13 protein-coding genes are annotated in these 14,971 nt (G+C 72.4%); 9 read left to right on the forward strand and 4 right to left on the reverse strand.

Annotated features, from left to right (window positions below; all coding sequences use genetic code 11):
- Positions 1 to 210: 210 nt before the first annotated feature.
- The 4 genes from IE178_RS32720 to IE178_RS32735 all read left to right on the forward strand — a co-directional run bounded on the left by IE178_RS32720 (position 211) and on the right by IE178_RS32735 (position 3,821).
- Positions 211 to 1,749, forward strand: coding sequence for a flavin-containing monooxygenase (locus IE178_RS32720; RefSeq protein WP_193514763.1), 1,539 nt, complete (start codon positions 211 to 213; stop codon positions 1,747 to 1,749).
- The gene (locus tag IE178_RS32725; protein ID WP_193514764.1) at positions 1,746 to 2,684 is read left to right on the forward strand and encodes an alpha/beta fold hydrolase; all 939 of its coding nucleotides are present in this window, start codon (positions 1,746 to 1,748) and stop codon (positions 2,682 to 2,684) included. Before IE178_RS32720 ends, IE178_RS32725 begins: the two co-directional genes overlap by 4 nt.
- Positions 2,681 to 3,565, forward strand: a complete 885-nt coding sequence (locus IE178_RS32730) for an SDR family oxidoreductase (RefSeq protein WP_193514765.1) — start codon at positions 2,681 to 2,683, stop codon at positions 3,563 to 3,565. Before IE178_RS32725 ends, IE178_RS32730 begins: the two co-directional genes overlap by 4 nt.
- 76 nt (positions 3,566 to 3,641) lie before the next feature.
- On the forward strand, positions 3,642 to 3,821 hold the full coding sequence (locus tag IE178_RS32735) for a hypothetical protein (protein ID WP_184763720.1): 180 nt from the start codon (positions 3,642 to 3,644) through the stop codon (positions 3,819 to 3,821).
- 70 nt (positions 3,822 to 3,891) lie between these two features.
- Here IE178_RS32735 and IE178_RS32740 read toward each other — a convergent pair whose 3' ends face one another.
- Positions 3,892 to 7,203 carry a S41 family peptidase gene (locus IE178_RS32740; protein ID WP_193514766.1) on the reverse strand — a complete coding sequence of 1,104 codons (3,312 nt, stop codon included), beginning with the start codon at positions 7,201 to 7,203 and terminating at the stop codon, positions 3,892 to 3,894.
- 169 nt (positions 7,204 to 7,372) lie between these two features.
- Between IE178_RS32740 and IE178_RS32745 the strand changes: the two genes are divergently transcribed.
- The 5 genes from IE178_RS32745 to IE178_RS32765 all read left to right on the forward strand — a co-directional run bounded on the left by IE178_RS32745 (position 7,373) and on the right by IE178_RS32765 (position 12,132).
- Complete coding sequence (locus tag IE178_RS32745; protein ID WP_193514767.1) at positions 7,373 to 7,972, forward strand: TetR/AcrR family transcriptional regulator; 600 nt, start codon at positions 7,373 to 7,375, stop codon at positions 7,970 to 7,972.
- A gap of 99 nt (positions 7,973 to 8,071) precedes the next feature.
- Positions 8,072 to 10,279, forward strand: a complete 2,208-nt coding sequence (locus IE178_RS32750) for an MMPL family transporter (protein ID WP_193514768.1) — start codon at positions 8,072 to 8,074, stop codon at positions 10,277 to 10,279.
- A gap of 127 nt (positions 10,280 to 10,406) precedes the next feature.
- Positions 10,407 to 10,919: a YbaK/EbsC family protein gene (locus tag IE178_RS32755; RefSeq protein WP_184763716.1), complete on the forward strand. Its 513-nt coding sequence runs from the start codon at positions 10,407 to 10,409 to the stop codon at positions 10,917 to 10,919.
- Entirely contained in the window at positions 10,916 to 11,761 is an 846-nt protein-coding gene (locus IE178_RS32760) for an EamA family transporter (protein WP_193514769.1), read from the forward strand. The genes IE178_RS32755 and IE178_RS32760 overlap by 4 nt, the downstream gene beginning before the upstream one ends.
- A 95-nt stretch (positions 11,762 to 11,856) precedes the next feature.
- Entirely contained in the window at positions 11,857 to 12,132 is a 276-nt protein-coding gene (locus IE178_RS32765; RefSeq protein WP_193514770.1) for a DUF1876 domain-containing protein, read from the forward strand.
- On the opposite strand, the gene IE178_RS32770 is transcribed toward IE178_RS32765, so the two are convergent.
- The 3 genes from IE178_RS32770 to cbiQ form a co-directional block, all read right to left on the reverse strand.
- Positions 12,133 to 13,317 carry a serine hydrolase domain-containing protein gene (locus IE178_RS32770; RefSeq protein WP_229876483.1) on the reverse strand — a complete coding sequence of 395 codons (1,185 nt, stop codon included), beginning with the start codon at positions 13,315 to 13,317 and terminating at the stop codon, positions 12,133 to 12,135. It lies immediately after the preceding gene.
- A 104-nt stretch (positions 13,318 to 13,421) separates the two neighbouring features.
- A complete protein-coding gene (locus IE178_RS32775) occupies positions 13,422 to 14,222 on the reverse strand; it encodes an energy-coupling factor ABC transporter ATP-binding protein (RefSeq protein WP_184763712.1) in 801 nt (266 codons plus the stop codon).
- A complete protein-coding gene (gene cbiQ / locus IE178_RS32780; RefSeq protein WP_184763711.1) occupies positions 14,210 to 14,971 on the reverse strand; it encodes a cobalt ECF transporter T component CbiQ in 762 nt (253 codons plus the stop codon). Before cbiQ ends, IE178_RS32775 begins: the two co-directional genes overlap by 13 nt.

Consider the following 14,971-nt stretch of genomic DNA (forward strand, 5'->3'; position numbering starts at 1 on the left):
ACGAGGGCCAGGGCCCGGCACACCGAGAGCACGCACCTGACGCCGCAGGGCCGCCCTCCGGGCGACGACGGGAGTTTGACGACAGGACCTAGGGCGTACCGGCGGTAACTTTCCTCGTTCGCCCCCTACCCATCAGTACGGAGCTGCTCTACTCTCCCATTGCGCCAGTGTTCACTGGCAGGGTTCAGAGCGATGCGTGGAGGCTTCGGGATGGCCGAGCACGAGCACGAGAACGAGTACGAGCACGTACGGGTGGCGGTGGTCGGGTCCGGGTTCGCCGGACTCGGGGCCGCCGTACGGCTCCGCCGCGAGGGGATCACCGACTTCGTCGTCCTGGAGCGGGCGGGGAGCGTCGGCGGCACCTGGCGCGACAACAGCTATCCCGGATGCGCGTGCGACGTGCCGTCGCACCTGTACTCGTTCTCCTTCGCGCCCAACCCCGACTGGCCCCGCTCCTTCTCCGGGCAGGAGCACATCCGCGCCTACCTCGAGCACGTCACCGACGTCTTCGAGCTGCGCCCGCACATCCGCTTCGACTCGGAGGTGAAGCGGATGGTGTGGGACGGCGAGCGGTTGCGGTGGGAGATCGAGACGAGCAGCGGCCGCCTCAGCGCGGACGTGGTCGTGTCCGCGACCGGGCCGCTGTCCGAGCCGAAGCTCCCCGACGTCCCCGGGCTCGACACCTTCCCCGGCAAGGTGTTCCACTCCGCCCGCTGGGACCACGACTACGAGCTGCGGGGCAAGCGGGTCGCCATGGTCGGCACGGGGGCGTCGGCGATTCAGATCGTGCCGTCCATCCAGCCGCTCGTGTCGCGGCTGACCCTCTTCCAGCGCACCCCGGCCTGGGTGCTGCCCCGCGTCGACCGTGCCATCAGCGGTGCGGAGCGCGCGCTGCACCGGGCGCTGCCCTTCACCAGCCGGCTGCGCCGCGGACTGCTGTGGGGCGTACGGGAGTTGCAGGTCCAGGCGTTCACCAAGCACCCGGGCGAGCTCGGCTTCGTCGAGCAGCTGGCCAAGCGCAACATGGGCCGGGCGGTGAAGGACCCGGCCCTGCGCGCCAAGCTCACCCCGGACTACCGCATCGGCTGCAAGCGGATCCTGCTGTCGAGTACGTACTATCCGGCCCTCGCGCAGCCCAATGTGGAGGTCGTCGCGAGCGGGCTGAGCGAGGTGCGCGGGTCGACCGTCGTCGGCGCCGACGGGACCGAGGCCGAGGTCGACGCGATCGTGTTCGGCACGGGGTTCCACGTCACCGACATGCCCATCGCCGAGCGGGTCGTCGGCGCCGAGGGGAAGACCCTCGCGGAGACCTGGGCGGGCGGTATGCAGGCCCTGCGCGGTGCCTCCGCAGCCGGGTTCCCCAACTGGATGACGATCATCGGGCCCAACACCGGCCTCGGGAACTCCTCCATGATCCTCATGATCGAGTCCCAGCTGAACTACCTGGCCGACTACCTCCGCCAGCTCGACGTCCTCGGAGGCCGGGTCGCCCTCGACGCCCGCCCGGGCGCCGTAAGCGCCTGGAACCACCGGGTGCAGGAACGGATGAAGCGCACGGTGTGGAACACCGGCGGCTGCACCAGCTGGTACATGGACGCGAGCGGACGCAACACCACCATCTGGCCGGGCACGACGACCGAGTTCCGGCGGGCGACGCGTCAGGTGGACCTCGCCGAGTACGCCGTCCTGCGGGCATCCGCCGGCGGGAAAGAGGCCGCTCGTCAGGAGAACGCCGAGGTGACCGCGTGAGCCGGCTCACCCACGTCGTCTCGGGCCCGTACGCCCCGCCCGTCGCCGCCCGTGAACTGACCGTCCGCTCCGCCGACGGCACCCCGCTGCACGTGGAGGTGCACGGGCCCGAACAGGCACCCGCGGTCGTCCTCGCCCACGGCTGGACCTGCTCGACCGCCTTCTGGGCGGCGCAGATCCATGAACTGGCCGCCGACCACCGGGTCATCGCCTACGACCAGCGCGGCCACGGGCGGACCCCCGCGAGCCCGGCGTGCGGCACCGAGGCGCTCGCCGACGACCTGGAGGCCGTGCTCGACGCCACCCTCGGGCCCGGCGAACGGGCCGTGATCGCCGGGCACTCCATGGGCGGCATGACGGTGCTGGCCGCCGCCGGCCGGCCCGTGTTCCGCGCGCACGCGGCGGCCGTCCTGCTGTGCAGCACGGGCAGTTCGCGGCTGGTCGCCGAGTCGACGGTGCTGCCGCTCCGGCCGGGGCGGGTACGGACCTGGCTGACCCGGCGCGTCCTCGGCTCCCGCGCCCCGCTCGGACCGGTCACACCGCTCGCCCGCCGGATCCTCAAGTACGCGACGATGGGCCCCGCCGCGGACCCGCACATGGTCGAGGCGTGCGCCCGTATCGTGCACGCCTGTCCGCGCACGGTGCGCCACGCCTGGTCGGGTGTGCTCGACGGACTCGATCTCGACCACGCCCTGCGGGAGGTGCGGGTACCCGCCGAGGTCGTCGTCGGCACCGCGGACCGGCTCACCCCGCCCGTGCACGCCCGGTCGCTGGCCGCCGCGCTGCCGCAGTGCACCGGCCTCACCGAACTGACCGGCATCGGCCACATGACCCCCGTCGAGGCACCCGGCCCGGTCACCGGGAAGATCCGGGACCTCGTCAGCACCCATGTGACCGCCCACACCCACGCCGAACCCGCCGAGGAGAGCGCATGAGCAGGGTCAGTCTGGAAGGAAAGGTCGCCGTCGTCACCGGAGCGGCCCGCGGCGTAGGGGAGTTGCTGGCCCGCAAGCTCTCCGCGCGCGGGGTGAAGGTGGCACTGGTCGGGCTGGAGCCCGACGCGCTCAAGGACGTCTCCGCGCGGCTGCACAGCGACAGCGACCACTGGTACGCGGACGTCACCGACCACGAGGCGATGGCCCGGGTCGCCGGGGAGGTCAAGGAGCGGTTCGGCAGGGTCGACATCGTGGTCGCCAACGCCGGTGTGGCGACGGGCGGTCCCTTCGCCGACTCCGATCCGCAGTCCTGGCGGCGGGTGATCGAGGTGAACCTGATCGGGTCGGCGGTCACCGCGCGGGCGTTCCTGCCGCTGCTCGCCGAGAGCCGCGGGTATCTGCTGCAGATAGCCTCCCTCGCCGCGCTCACCCCCGCGCCGATGATGACCGCGTACTGCGCCTCCAAGTCCGGTGTGGAGGCATACGCGCACAGTCTGCGGGCGGAGGTCGGGTACCGGGGCGTGAAGGTCGGCGTCGGGTATCTGTCGTGGACCGACACCGACATGGTGCGCGGGGCCGACCAGGACGACGTGATGCGGGAGTTGCGGCAGCGGCTGCCGTGGCCGTCCAACAAGACCTACCCGCTGGGCCCCGCCGTGGACCGGCTGGTGGCCGGGATCGAGCGGCGCGCGAGCCATGTGTACGGGCAGTGGTGGCTGCGCGGGATGCAGGGCGTGCGCGGCTACCTTCCCGGGGTCATCGGGACCGTGGGGCAGCGGGAGATGCGGCGGTTCGCGGACCGGCTCGGCGGCGTCCGCACGGGACTGGTCGGGGCGGGCGGCAACGCCGATGAGCAGCATCGGGCTACCGTGCGTAAGTGATCGACATGCGCAGGGTGACGGGCCGTGTGAATCTGGTCGGGCAAGTTCCCCCACCCCACCACGGGAGTGAACCCACATGGGTATGAAGGACCAGTTCCAGGAGAAGTCCGAGCAGTTCCAGCAGCAGGCCAAGCAGCGCGCCCAGCAGGGCAAGGAGCAGCTGCAGAACCGCGGTCGCCGCCGGGACGAGGACATGGACGAGCCGCAGCGTCAGCGCGAGTCCGAGGAGCGCTTCGACCAGGACTACGACGCCTGACGTCCGACCGTCATGCGGTGAAGCGGAAGGGGTGCCCCGGCGAAGGGCACCCCTTCTCGCGTCCCCGCCCTCATGTCCCCGCCCTCGGCGGCAGCTTCGGGCGGGAGCGGTCGGGGACGTCGCTGTAGGTCGGGGGAGTGGCCGGGGGGTTGGTCTCCAGCAGGTCCAGGGCGAGCCGCACGGCGTCGTCGAGTTGGGCGTAGCGGCCCTCGGCCCAGTCCAGCGGGGTGCGCAGCGACTCCAGGTCGGGGGCGACGCCCTTGTTCTCCACCGACCAGCCGTACGCGTCGAACCAGGCCGCGTTCATCGGCACCGTGATCACCGTGCCGTCCCCGAGCCGGTGCCGGCCGGTCATGCCGACCACACCGCCCCAGGTGCGCTGGCCCACCACCGGGCCCAGCCGCAGCAGTTTGAACGCGGCGGTGATCATGTCGCCGTCGGAGCTCGTCGCCTCGTCCGCCAGCGCCACCACCGGCCCGCGCGGGGCGTTGGAGGCGTACGAGACGGGCTGGGCGTCGCGGGTGAGGTCCCAGCCGATGATGGTGCGGGTCAGCTTCTCGACGACGAGTTCGCTGATGTGGCCGCCCGCGTTGCCGCGCACGTCGACGATCAGCGCCGGCCGGGACACCTCCATGCGCAGGTCGCGGTTGAACTGGGCCCAGCCGGAGCCGCCCATGTCGGGGATGTGCAGATAGCCGCACCGGCCGCCGCTCAACTCCCGTACCACCGCGCGGCGTTTGGCCACCCAGTCCTGGTAGCGCAGCGGTGTCTCGTCGGTCAGCGGGACGACGGCGACCCGCCGGGGCGTGCCCCGGCCCTCCGCGGTGCCGGAGGGACCCGGCGGGCTGTCCGCGGAAGGGGGGTGGGCGGCGGCCGGGCGGAACGTCAGCTCCACCGTCGTACCGCCCGCGCCCGCGAGCAGCGGGTAGGGGCCGGTGACCGGGTCCACCGGCCGGCCGTCGACATGGGTGAGGACCGCGCCCTCGCGGATGCCGGTGCCGGCCAGCGGGGAGCGCGCGCGGGAGTCCGAGGAGTCGCCGGGCAGAATGCGCCCGACCGTCCAGCCGCCCTCCCGGGGCGCGAGGTTGGCGCCGAGCAGGCCCTGGCGGCGCTGGTAGTGCGCGGGGCCCTCGTTGCGGCGGGCGGCGGTGACATAGGCGTGGGAGGTGCCGAGTTCGCCGAGGACTTCGCGCAGCAGGTCCGCGAACTCGTCGGGGGAGGCGACCCGTTCGACCAGGGGACGGTATCGCTCCAGGACGGCGTCCCAGTCGATGCCGCACATGCCGGGTTCCCAGAAGTAGGCGCGGATCAGCCGCCCGGCCTCCGCGTACGCCTGACGCCACTCCGCCGCCGGGTTGGCCTCGTGCAGGATGCGGCGGGCGTCGATCCACACCGTGGAGTCGCCGTCGCCGGGCTCGGTGGACGGCACCGCGCGCAGCTCGCCCTCGTCGACCACGACGAGTCGGCTGCCGTCGCCGCTGACCGCGAAGAAGTCGAGCTTCGCGACGAGTTCGGACTTCTTGGCCTTGCTGATGCCGAAGTGCTCCAGGGTCGGCCGGCCGCTGGTGTCGTCCGGGTTGGCGAAGGTCTCGCCGAGCGCGCCGGAGATCGGCCAGCGCAGCCACACCAGTCCGCAGCCCGCGACCGGGTACAGCCCCGAGTACTTGGAGGCGGCGACCGGGAAGGGGGTGACCCTGCTCTCCAGGCCCTCCGCCTCGACGGTCACCGCGCCGCCCTCCTCGGCGTCCTCGCGCTCCACCGGGTCCAGGCCCCCGGCGGCGGGGCGGCCCTCCGGGTTCAGGGCGAACGGGGAGGGGGTGGCCGACGACAGCGGCACCAGATAGGGACGGCAGCCCAGGGGGAAGGACAGGTCGCCGGTGTGCACGTCGTACACCGGGTCGAAGCCGCGCCAGGACAGGAAGGCGAGATAGCGGCCGTCCCGGGTGAAGACCGGGTTCTCGTCCTCGAAACGGCCGTTGGTGACGTCGATGACCAGCCGGTCCTTGATCCGGGCAAGTTTGATCTGCCGCAGCGACCGCCCGATCCCGGGGTGGGACCAGGTCAGCCATGCCCCGTCGGGCGAGAAGGCGAGGTCGCGCACGGGCCCGTTGACGGACCGGATCAGCTCGGTGACCTCGCCCCCCGGGCCGTCCGCCGCCTCGCCGGTGTCGACCAGCAGCAGCCGGCCGTCGTGCGCGGCGACGGCCAGCCGCTCCCCGTCCGGGTCGGCGGCCATCTCCAGCACCCGGCCCAGTTTCCCGGCGGCCAGCCGTCGGGGCGGGCGCTGGCCGGTCGCCCGGGGCAGGGAGGCGATCTCGACGGCGTCGTCGCCCTCGGCGTCCGTCACATACGCCACCTGGTCGCCGGCGCCGAGCATCTCCGGCAGCCGCACCCTTACGCCCGGGGTGTCGGTGAGGGTGCGCGCGGGGCCGTCGCGGTGGGTGAGCCAGTACAGGCTGCCGCGTACGACGACGGCGCTGGCCCGGCCGGTCTGGTCGACCGAGATGCCGGCGAGGTGCTGGGCGGCGGGCACCTGGTAGCGGCGCCGCCCGGACCGCGGCCCGCTCAGCCTTACGTCGAGACGGCGCGGGGCGGCGCCGGGGGCGAGGTCGTCCACGATCCACAGGTCGCCGGCGCACTGGTAGACGACCCGGATGCCGTCACTGGCGGCGTGCCGGGCGTAGAAGGCGTCGTGGTCGGTGTGGCGGCGCAGATCGGAACCGTCGTACGCGCACGAGTAGAGGTTGCCGACGCCCTCGTGGTCGGAGAGGAAGGCGATCCGGCCGCCGACGAACATCGGGGAGTGCAGATGGCCCCCGAGCCCTTCGAGCAGCCGGTGCCCGTGCAGCCACAGCCTGCCCGTGGCGCCGCCCCGGTAGCGCTTCCACGAGGCCGGTTCGTGCGGCGGGGTGCCGGTGAGCAGCAGGGACTTGCGCTCCCCGGCGAGGTCGGCGACCTGGATGTCGGACACCGGGCCCCAGGGCAGCTTGCGGCCCGGACTGCCGTCGCAGCCGAGCTTGTAGGCCCAGGTGAAGTACGAGAACGGCTCGCCGTGCGAGGCGACGGCGAGGATCTCGGCGCCGCCGTCCCCGTCGGGGGGTGCCCAGCCGCAGACCCGGGTGTCGGAGCTGCCCCAGTAGGTGAGGCGGGTGCCCGGTCCGCCGTCCACCGGGACGAGATGGACCTCGGGGTCGAGGCTGCGCCAGCTCGTGTACGCGATGTGGCGGCCGTCGGGGGAGAAGCGGGGGTGGCCGAGTTTGGTGCGGTCGACGGTGAGCCGCCAGGCGCGGCCCGGTCCGCCGAGCGGGGCGAGCCAGAGGTCGTCCTCGGCCACGAAGCACAGCAGGTCGTCCTTGAGGTGCGGCAGACGCAGATAGCTCACTCTTCCCATGCTTTTCCGGGGCACGGGCCCCGGCAACTTATGAGTAACAGACAACCTTGACGCAGAACACGAACGAAACGGTTTCGTTTCGCTGGAGGTCGGTGTATCGTCGACGTGTACGAAACCGTGTCGTTCGGCGCGGTGGGAGCGGAGCGGAAAGGTGAGAAGGATGAGCGAAGTCGCGACGGCGCGTCGCAGCCGGATCACCCCCGAGCGCGAGGCCGAGCTGTACGGGGCCGTGCTCGAACTGCTCCGCGAGGTCGGCTACGACGCCGTCACCATGGACGCCGTGGCCGCCCGCACCCGGTCCAGCAAGGCCACCCTCTACCGCCAGTGGGGCGGCAAGGCCGAGCTGGTGGTGAGAGCGATGCGCAGCCAGAAGCCCGGCAGCATCGCCGGTATCGACACCGGTTCCCTCCGCGGCGACCTGCACACCGTCGTCAACCGTGAGGACGACTGCGCCATGGCGCGGAACGCGGCGCTGATGCGTGCGCTGGCCATGGCGGTCCACATGAACGACGACCTGCGCCAGGCGTTCAAGGAACTCCTGGTCGAACCGGAGGTGGAAGAGTTCCAGCGGATGATCCGGCGCGCGGTCGACCGGGGCGAAATCCGCCCCGACAACCCGGCGCTGGGCTACATCGTGCACATGCTCGTCGGCGCGTTCGCCACGCGGACGCTGATCGACGATCTGCCGCCCACGCAGGAATTCCTCACTTCGTACATCGACGCCGTGGTGCTCCCCGCCCTCGGCGTGACCACTCACTGACCGTCCCCGAGTCAGCCACCACCTGACGTCACCGCTCACGTCGTCGGGCTGATCACACCTGCCCCGAAGCAACCACGACCTGACCGGGAGTACGCCCTCGTGGCCACTTTCCTCTATCGACTCGGCCGGTTCGCCTTCAGGCGACGGCACTTCATAGCCCTCTTCTGGGTGGCGCTGCTGGCGCTCGCGGGCGTCGGCGCGGCCGGCGCTCCGGCGGCCGGCAACTCCTCCTTCTCCATCCCCGGCACCGAGGCCCAGAAGGCCTTCGACCTGCTGGAGGAACGATTCCCCGGCTCCAGCGCCGACGGGGCGACCGCACGGGTCGTCTTCAAGGCGCCGGCCGGCGAGAAGATGACCGACGCCGACCACGAGAAGACCGTCCGGAGCACCGTCGACGCGCTCGGCGACGGCACCGAGGTCGCCCGCGTCACCGACCCCTACCAGACCGGCGGCGTCAGCGAGGACGGCACCGTCGCCTACGCCTCGGTGAGCTACAAGGTCTCCGGCATGGAGCTGGAGGACTCCTCCCGCGACGCGCTGGAAGGCGCCGCCGAGGACGCCCGCGACGCCGGGCTGACCGTGGAGATCGGCGGTGACGCCCTCCAGGCCGTCCCGCACACCGGCTCGGCCGAGATCATCGGCATCGGCGTCGCCGCGGTCGTCCTTGTCATCACCTTCGGCTCACTGCTCGCCGCCGGGCTGCCGCTGATCACCGCGATCGTCGGCGTCGGGATCGGCGTCGCGAGCATCACCGCGCTGGCCAGCACCCTGGACCTTGGTTCCACCACCTCCATCCTGGCCTCGATGATCGGCCTCGCGGTCGGCATCGACTACGCGCTGTTCGTCGTCTCCCGCTACCGCACCGAACTGGCCGAGGGCCGGGAACGCGAGGAGGCGGCCGGCCGGGCCGTCGGCACGGCGGGCTCCGCCGTGGTCTTCGCGGGCCTCACGGTCGTCATCGCCCTGGTCGGACTCGCGGTCGTCAACATCCCGATGCTGACCAAGATGGGCGTCGCCGCCGCCGGCACGGTCGCCATCGCCGTCCTGATCGCCCTCACACTGATCCCGGCCCTGCTCGGCTACGCCGGCCGCAGGGTCCGCCCCGCCGGTGAGAAGAGCAAGCTGCTCGGCGGGGGCCGCGCCGCGAAGAAGCCGCAGCGCCCGAACATGGGCACCCGCTGGGCGAGCTTCGTGGTACGCCGTCCCCTGGCGGTCCTCCTCCTCGGCGTCGTCGGCCTGGGCGCCGCGGCCGTCCCGGCGGCCTCGCTGGAACTCGGCCTGCCCGACGACGGCTCCCAGCCGACGTCCACCACGCAGCGCCGCGCCTACGACCTGCTCTCCGAGGGTTTCGGCCCCGGCTTCAACGGCCCGCTGGTGGTCGTCGTCGACGCCAGGAACAGCGACGACCCGCAGGCCGTCTTCCGGCAGACCGGCGAGGACATCAAGGGCCTCGACAACGTCGTGAACGTCGCCCCGGCGCAGCCCAACAAGGCCGGCGACACCGCGACCATCACCGTGATCCCGGACTCCAAGCCCTCGTCGGTGACCACCGAGGACCTGGTGCACGACATCCGTGACGCGGGCGCGGACATCAAGGCCGGCACCGAGGCCGACGTCCTGGTCACCGGCGCCACGGCGATGAACATCGACGTCTCGCAGAAGCTCAACGACGCGCTGGTGCCGTATCTGGTCCTGGTCGTCGGACTGGCCTTCCTGCTCCTGATCGTGGTGTTCCGCTCGATCCTGGTCCCGCTGAAGGCGGCCCTCGGCTTCCTGCTCTCCGTGATGGCGGCCCTCGGCGCGGTCGTCGCGGTCTACCAGTGGGGCTGGCTGTCCGGCCTGATGGGCGTGGAGGAGACCGGCCCGATCATGTCGATGATGCCGATCTTCATGGTCGGTGTGGTCTTCGGACTGGCCATGGACTACGAGGTGTTCCTCGTGACCCGGATCCGGGAGGCCTACGTCCACGGCGAGAAGCCGGGCCAGGCCGTGGTCACCGGCTTCAGGTACAGCGCCCGGGTGGTGACCGCCGCGGCGGTGATCATGATGGCGGTCTTCTCCGGCTTCATCGGGTCCAGCGACTCGATGGTCAGGATGATCGGCTTCGGCCTCGCGATCGCCGTCTTCTTCGACGCGTTCGTCGTCCGCATGGCGATCGTCCCGGCCGTGCTGGCCCTGCTCGGCAAGAAGGCCTGGTGGCTGCCGAAGTGGCTGGACCGCGCCCTGCCCAACGTGGACGTCGAGGGCGAGGCCCTGCGCACACCGGGCGACACGAAGGACGAGGACCGGGAGCTCGTGAAGGCCTGACGGCCCGGACGAGACACGAAACCAGCCGGTGAGGGCTCCGTGGGGACGGGGTGCCCTCACCGGCTTCCCCTTTTCCGGTGCGGAACCCGGTCGCATGGCCGGTACACCGACCGCTACCGTGCCCTGCATGACGACAGCCGCCACTGACGCCGAGGGCTCCGGAGCCCACCCCCGATTCGCCGAGGCACTGCGGGAGCTGGGGCTCGGGGACGTCGTTCCGCGGGTCCGCCGCTTCCCCGACGCCACCCGCACCGCCGCCGAGGCGGCCGCCGCGGTCGGCTGCGAGCTGAGCCAGATCTGCAAGTCACTGATCTTCGCCGCCGACGGCGTTCCGGTGCTGGTCCTCATGGACGGGGCGTCCCGCGTCGACGTCGAGCGGGTCCGGCGGGAACTCGGCGCCGGCAAGGTCACCCGGGCCAAGGCGGACGTCGTGCGCGACACCACCGGGTACGCCATCGGCGGGGTGCCCCCCTTCGGACACCGCACCAGGACCCGCGTCCTCGCCGACCGTTCGCTGCTCGACCACGACCTCGTGTGGGCGGCGGCCGGCACCCCGTACACCGTGTTCCCGATGGAACCCAAGGCGCTGATCGCCCACGCCGGCGGCACTCTCGTGGACGTGCGCGAGCGCACTCCGTGACCCCGCTGGTCACCGCGGCCGTCCTGCTGGCGGCGGTGACGCACGCCGGCTGGAACGCCATCGCGCACCGCATCACCGACAAGCTGGCCGGATTCGCGCTGATCTCGGGCGGCGGGCTGCTGATCGGGCTGGCGATGGTGCCGTTCGTGCCGTTCCCGGCGGCCGGGGCGTGGCCGTACCTCGGCTGCTCGGCCGCCCTCCACATCGCGTACTACGCGCTGCTGATGAAGTCCTACCGGCTGGGCGACTTCGGCCAGGCGTACCCGATCGCCCGCGGGAGCGCGCCCCTGGTCGTCACGGTCCTGGCCGCCGTGTTCGCCCACGAGGTCCCCGACCGCTGGGCCGCCGCCGGGATCGCCCTGTCCTGCGCGGGGCTGACCGGCGTCGCCCTGTGGGGTCTGCGCGGGCACCGGCCCGACTGGGCGGCCATGGGGGCGGCGCTGGCGACCGGGCTGACCATCGCCGCGTACACGGTCGTCGACGGGCTCGGCGTCCGCGCCTCCGGTTCGTCGCTGGGCTACATCGCGTGGCTCATGGCGGTCCAGGGCACGGTGATCCCGGCGTACGCCCTGTGGCACTGGCGGCGGCGGGCGGGCGCCCTGCTCCGGCCGCACGCCGGGCTCGGACTGCTCGGCGCCGCGCTGTCCGTCGCGGCGTACGCGCTCGTCCTGTGGGCCCAGACCCGCGCGGCCCTCGCGCCCGTCGCGGCCCTGCGGGAGTCGTCGGTCATCGTGGGCGCGGCGATCGGGGCCCTGTTCTTCAGGGAGCGGTTCGGCGCGCCGCGCATCGCCGCCGCCGGTCTGCTGGTGGTCGGGATCGGGCTGATGCTGCGCGCCGGGTAGGCCGGGCACGGCGCCTTCTCCGCCGCCGCACGGGCGGGTGCAGGTGAGCGGTACGAGGGGCACCCTGGAATGAGAGTGTTCCGGAGGTGATCGTCATGATGCACACCGCAGTGGGATGGCATGTGGAACTGGAGTTCAAGGAGGACGACCAGCACACGCGCGCGGTCGCGTTGGTCCGGCTGCCCGACGGGTCCGAGGTCCGGGCGAGCGGGCACGCGACCCGGCACCACACCGACTCCCACCAGCCCAGGGTCGGGGAGGAGGTCGCCGGCGCACGGGCGTTGAACGAACTCGCCATGCAGTTGCTGACCAAAGCGCACAGCGAGATCGACACCGCGTCGGGCCGCACCTCGCACCCGATCCACGTCTGACTACGGCGCCAGGGCCTGCCGTACCGCCCGTACCAGCGCCTGGGCCCTGGGGTCCGCGGTCACGGTCCTGCGGAAGCCGTTGGTGACGTAGCCGAAGGCGATGCCGGACTCCGGGTCGGCGAAGCCGAGGGAGCCGCCGCGGCCGGGGTGACCGAAGGAGCCCGGGGCCAGGAAGGGGGAGGCGCTGCCGTGCAGCATGTAGCCGAGGCCGAAGCGGGTGGCGACGACCAGGACGCGGTCGGGGCCCGACGACTCCTCGGCGCGGGCGCGTTCGACGGTGGCCGGTTCCAGGAGGCGTACGCCGTCGACCGGTCCGATCAGTGACGCGTAGAAGCGGGCGAGTCCGTCCGCCGTCGCGACCCCGTTGGCGGCGGGCAGGGCCGCCGCGCGGAACGCCGGATCGTTCTGGTCCGGGAACGGGGTGATCGCGGCGAAGGCGCGGCGGGTGAGGGAGGACGGGTCGGCGTAGGCGTCGGTGACCGACCGCTTGGGGCGGGCGCGGAGCACACCGGACGGCTCGGGCCCCTCGACGCGGCCGACCTTCCCGACGCGGTGGGCCTGCGCCTGTGGCAGTCCCACCCACAGGTCCAGGCCCAGCGGAGCGGCGATCTCCGACGCGATCCACTCGCCGGATCCCCGGCCCGTGACGCGCCGCACCAGTTCGTCGAGCAGCCAGCCGTAGGTCAGCGCGTGGTAGCCGTGGTCGGTGCCCGGCTCCCACACGGGGGCCTGGGCGGCGACCGCCGCGGCGGCCCGCTGCGGGTCGGCCGCCTCCGGCAGAGTGAGCGGGTGGTCGAGGACGGGGAGCCCGGCGCGGTGGTTCAGCACATGCCGGACCAGCAGCCGGTCCTTGCCGTGCGCCTTGAACTCGGGCCAGTGGTGGCCGACCGGCGCGTCCAGGTCCAGTTCGCCGCGCTGGTGCAGCAGCAGGAGTACGGCGGCGGCGACACCCTTGGTCGCCGAGCGCACGACCTGGGCCGTGTTCCGCCGCCAGGGCTCGGTCCCGTCGACGTCCTTCGCCCCGGCCCACAGGTCGACGACCTTGCGTCCGTGCCGGTACACGGTGACGGCCGCGCCCCGGTCGCCGAGCGTCTCGAAGTTCCGCGCGAACGCCGCCCGGACCGGCTCGAAGCCCTCGGCCACCGTGCCGTGCACCTCCGTGTTCACGTCCACGCTCGCATCCACGTCCGTCGGTTCCTTCCGCCTCGCCTGCCGCATCGCCTGGGACAGCGGGTGCAACGGTCGTCGTTCGCCTGCGATTCCTGGGCCGCGTCGGGTCGGCGCGATCGTTACGGCGATGTTGCCGCCGGTACGGAGCGGGGGTCGAATCCGTACGGCAGCTCCAGGCGATGGGCGCGCATCAGCTCGTCGTCGCCGAGCAGATCCGCCGTGGCACCGTCCGCCGCGATCACCCCGTCGCTGAGGATCAGCGCGCGCGGGCACAGCTCCAGGGCGTAGGGCAGGTCGTGCGTGACCATCAGGACGGTGACGTCGAGGGAGCGCAGGATGTCGGCCAGTTCCCGGCGGGAGGCGGGGTCCAGGTTGGAGGACGGCTCGTCCAGGACCAGGATCTCCGGCTCCATCGCGAGGACGGTCGCCACGGCCACCCGGCGCCGCTGACCGAAGGACAGGTGGTGCGGGGGCCGGTCCTTGAACTCCGCCATGCCCACCCGGCTCAGCGCCCGGTCCACCCGCTCCTCCAGCTCGGGCCCCCTGAGCCCGGCCGCCGCCGGACCGAACGCCACGTCCTCGCGCACCGTCGGCATGAAGAGCTGGTCGTCAGGGTCCTGGAAGACGATGCCGACCCGTCGCCGGATCTCGGCCATGTGCCGCTTGCCCACGGGCAGCCCGGCCACGGTCACCGTGCCGGTGCCGCCGGTGAGGATGCCGTTGAGGTGGAGGACGAGGGTGGTCTTGCCGGCGCCGTTCGGGCCGAGGAGTGCGACCCGCTCGCCGCGCGCGATCGTGAAGTCGACGCCGAACAGGGCCTGGTGGCCGTCGGGGTAGGCGAAGGCGAGGCCGCGGACCTCCAGAGAAGCCGTCACGGCGTCGGTCGCGGCGGTCGTCACAGAATTCGTCACAGCATCCATCCCAGCAGGCAGACGGCGAGGGCGGCGCAAGGGAGGGTGAGGGCGTACGACCACTGCGCCCGGGACGCGGTCACCTCGTCGATCACCGGCATGGAACCGGCGTACCCGCGGCTCACCATGGCCAGATGCACCCGCTCGCCGCGTTCGTAGGAGCGGATGAACAGCGCGCCCGCCGATTTGGCGAGCACGCCCCAGTGCTTCAGTCCGCGCGCCTCGAAGCCCCGGGACTCGCGGGCGATCCGCATGCGCCGCATCTCGCCGGTGATGACGTCGCCGTAGCGGACCATGAACGAGGCGATCTGCACCAGCAGCGGTGGGAGCTTCAGCCGTTGCAGGCCGAGGAGCAGTTCGCGCAGCTCGGTCGTGGAGGCGAGCAGCACCGAGGCGGCCACTCCCAGGGTGCCCTTGGCCAGCACGTTCCAGGCGCCCCACAGTCCGTTCACGCTCAGCGAGAGTCCGAGGACGTCGACCCGCTCGCCTTCCGCCACGAACGGCAGGAGCACGGCGAAGGCGACGAAGGGGACCTCGATCAGCAGCCGCTTGAGCAGGAACCCGGCCGGGACGCGGGCGGTGTACGCGACGACGGCCAGCAGCCCGGCGTGGACGGCGAACGCCCACATCGCCTCGCGCGGGGTGGAGACCACCACCAGCACGAAGGCGAAGACGGCGGCGAGCTTGGTGTGCGGCGGCAGGGCGTGCACGGGGGAGTGCCCGTGCCGGTAGAGCTTGTGGGCGTGGCCCGCTCCCAT

It is taken from the genome of Streptomyces griseoloalbus, assembly GCA_014650015.1.
Taxonomy (GTDB): domain Bacteria; phylum Actinomycetota; class Actinomycetes; order Streptomycetales; family Streptomycetaceae; genus Streptomyces; species Streptomyces griseoloalbus.

Bases quoted from the DNA above. Each gene is read 5' to 3' on its own strand.
- IE178_RS32765 (WP_193514770.1), top strand. From the start codon at position 11,857: ATGATGCACACCGCAGTGGGATGGCATGTGGAACTGGAGTTCAAGGAG.
- IE178_RS32735 (WP_184763720.1), top strand. From the start codon at position 3,642: ATGGGTATGAAGGACCAGTTCCAGGAGAAGTCCGAGCAGTTCCAGCAG.
- cbiQ (WP_184763711.1), bottom strand. From the start codon at position 14,971: ATGGGAGCGGGCCACGCCCACAAGCTCTACCGGCACGGGCACTCCCCC.
- IE178_RS32745 (WP_193514767.1), top strand. From the start codon at position 7,373: ATGAGCGAAGTCGCGACGGCGCGTCGCAGCCGGATCACCCCCGAGCGC.
- IE178_RS32720 (WP_193514763.1), top strand. From the start codon at position 211: ATGGCCGAGCACGAGCACGAGAACGAGTACGAGCACGTACGGGTGGCG.
- IE178_RS32755 (WP_184763716.1), top strand. From the start codon at position 10,407: ATGACGACAGCCGCCACTGACGCCGAGGGCTCCGGAGCCCACCCCCGA.
- IE178_RS32775 (WP_184763712.1), bottom strand. From the start codon at position 14,222: ATGGATGCTGTGACGAATTCTGTGACGACCGCCGCGACCGACGCCGTG.
- IE178_RS32730 (WP_193514765.1), top strand. From the start codon at position 2,681: ATGAGCAGGGTCAGTCTGGAAGGAAAGGTCGCCGTCGTCACCGGAGCG.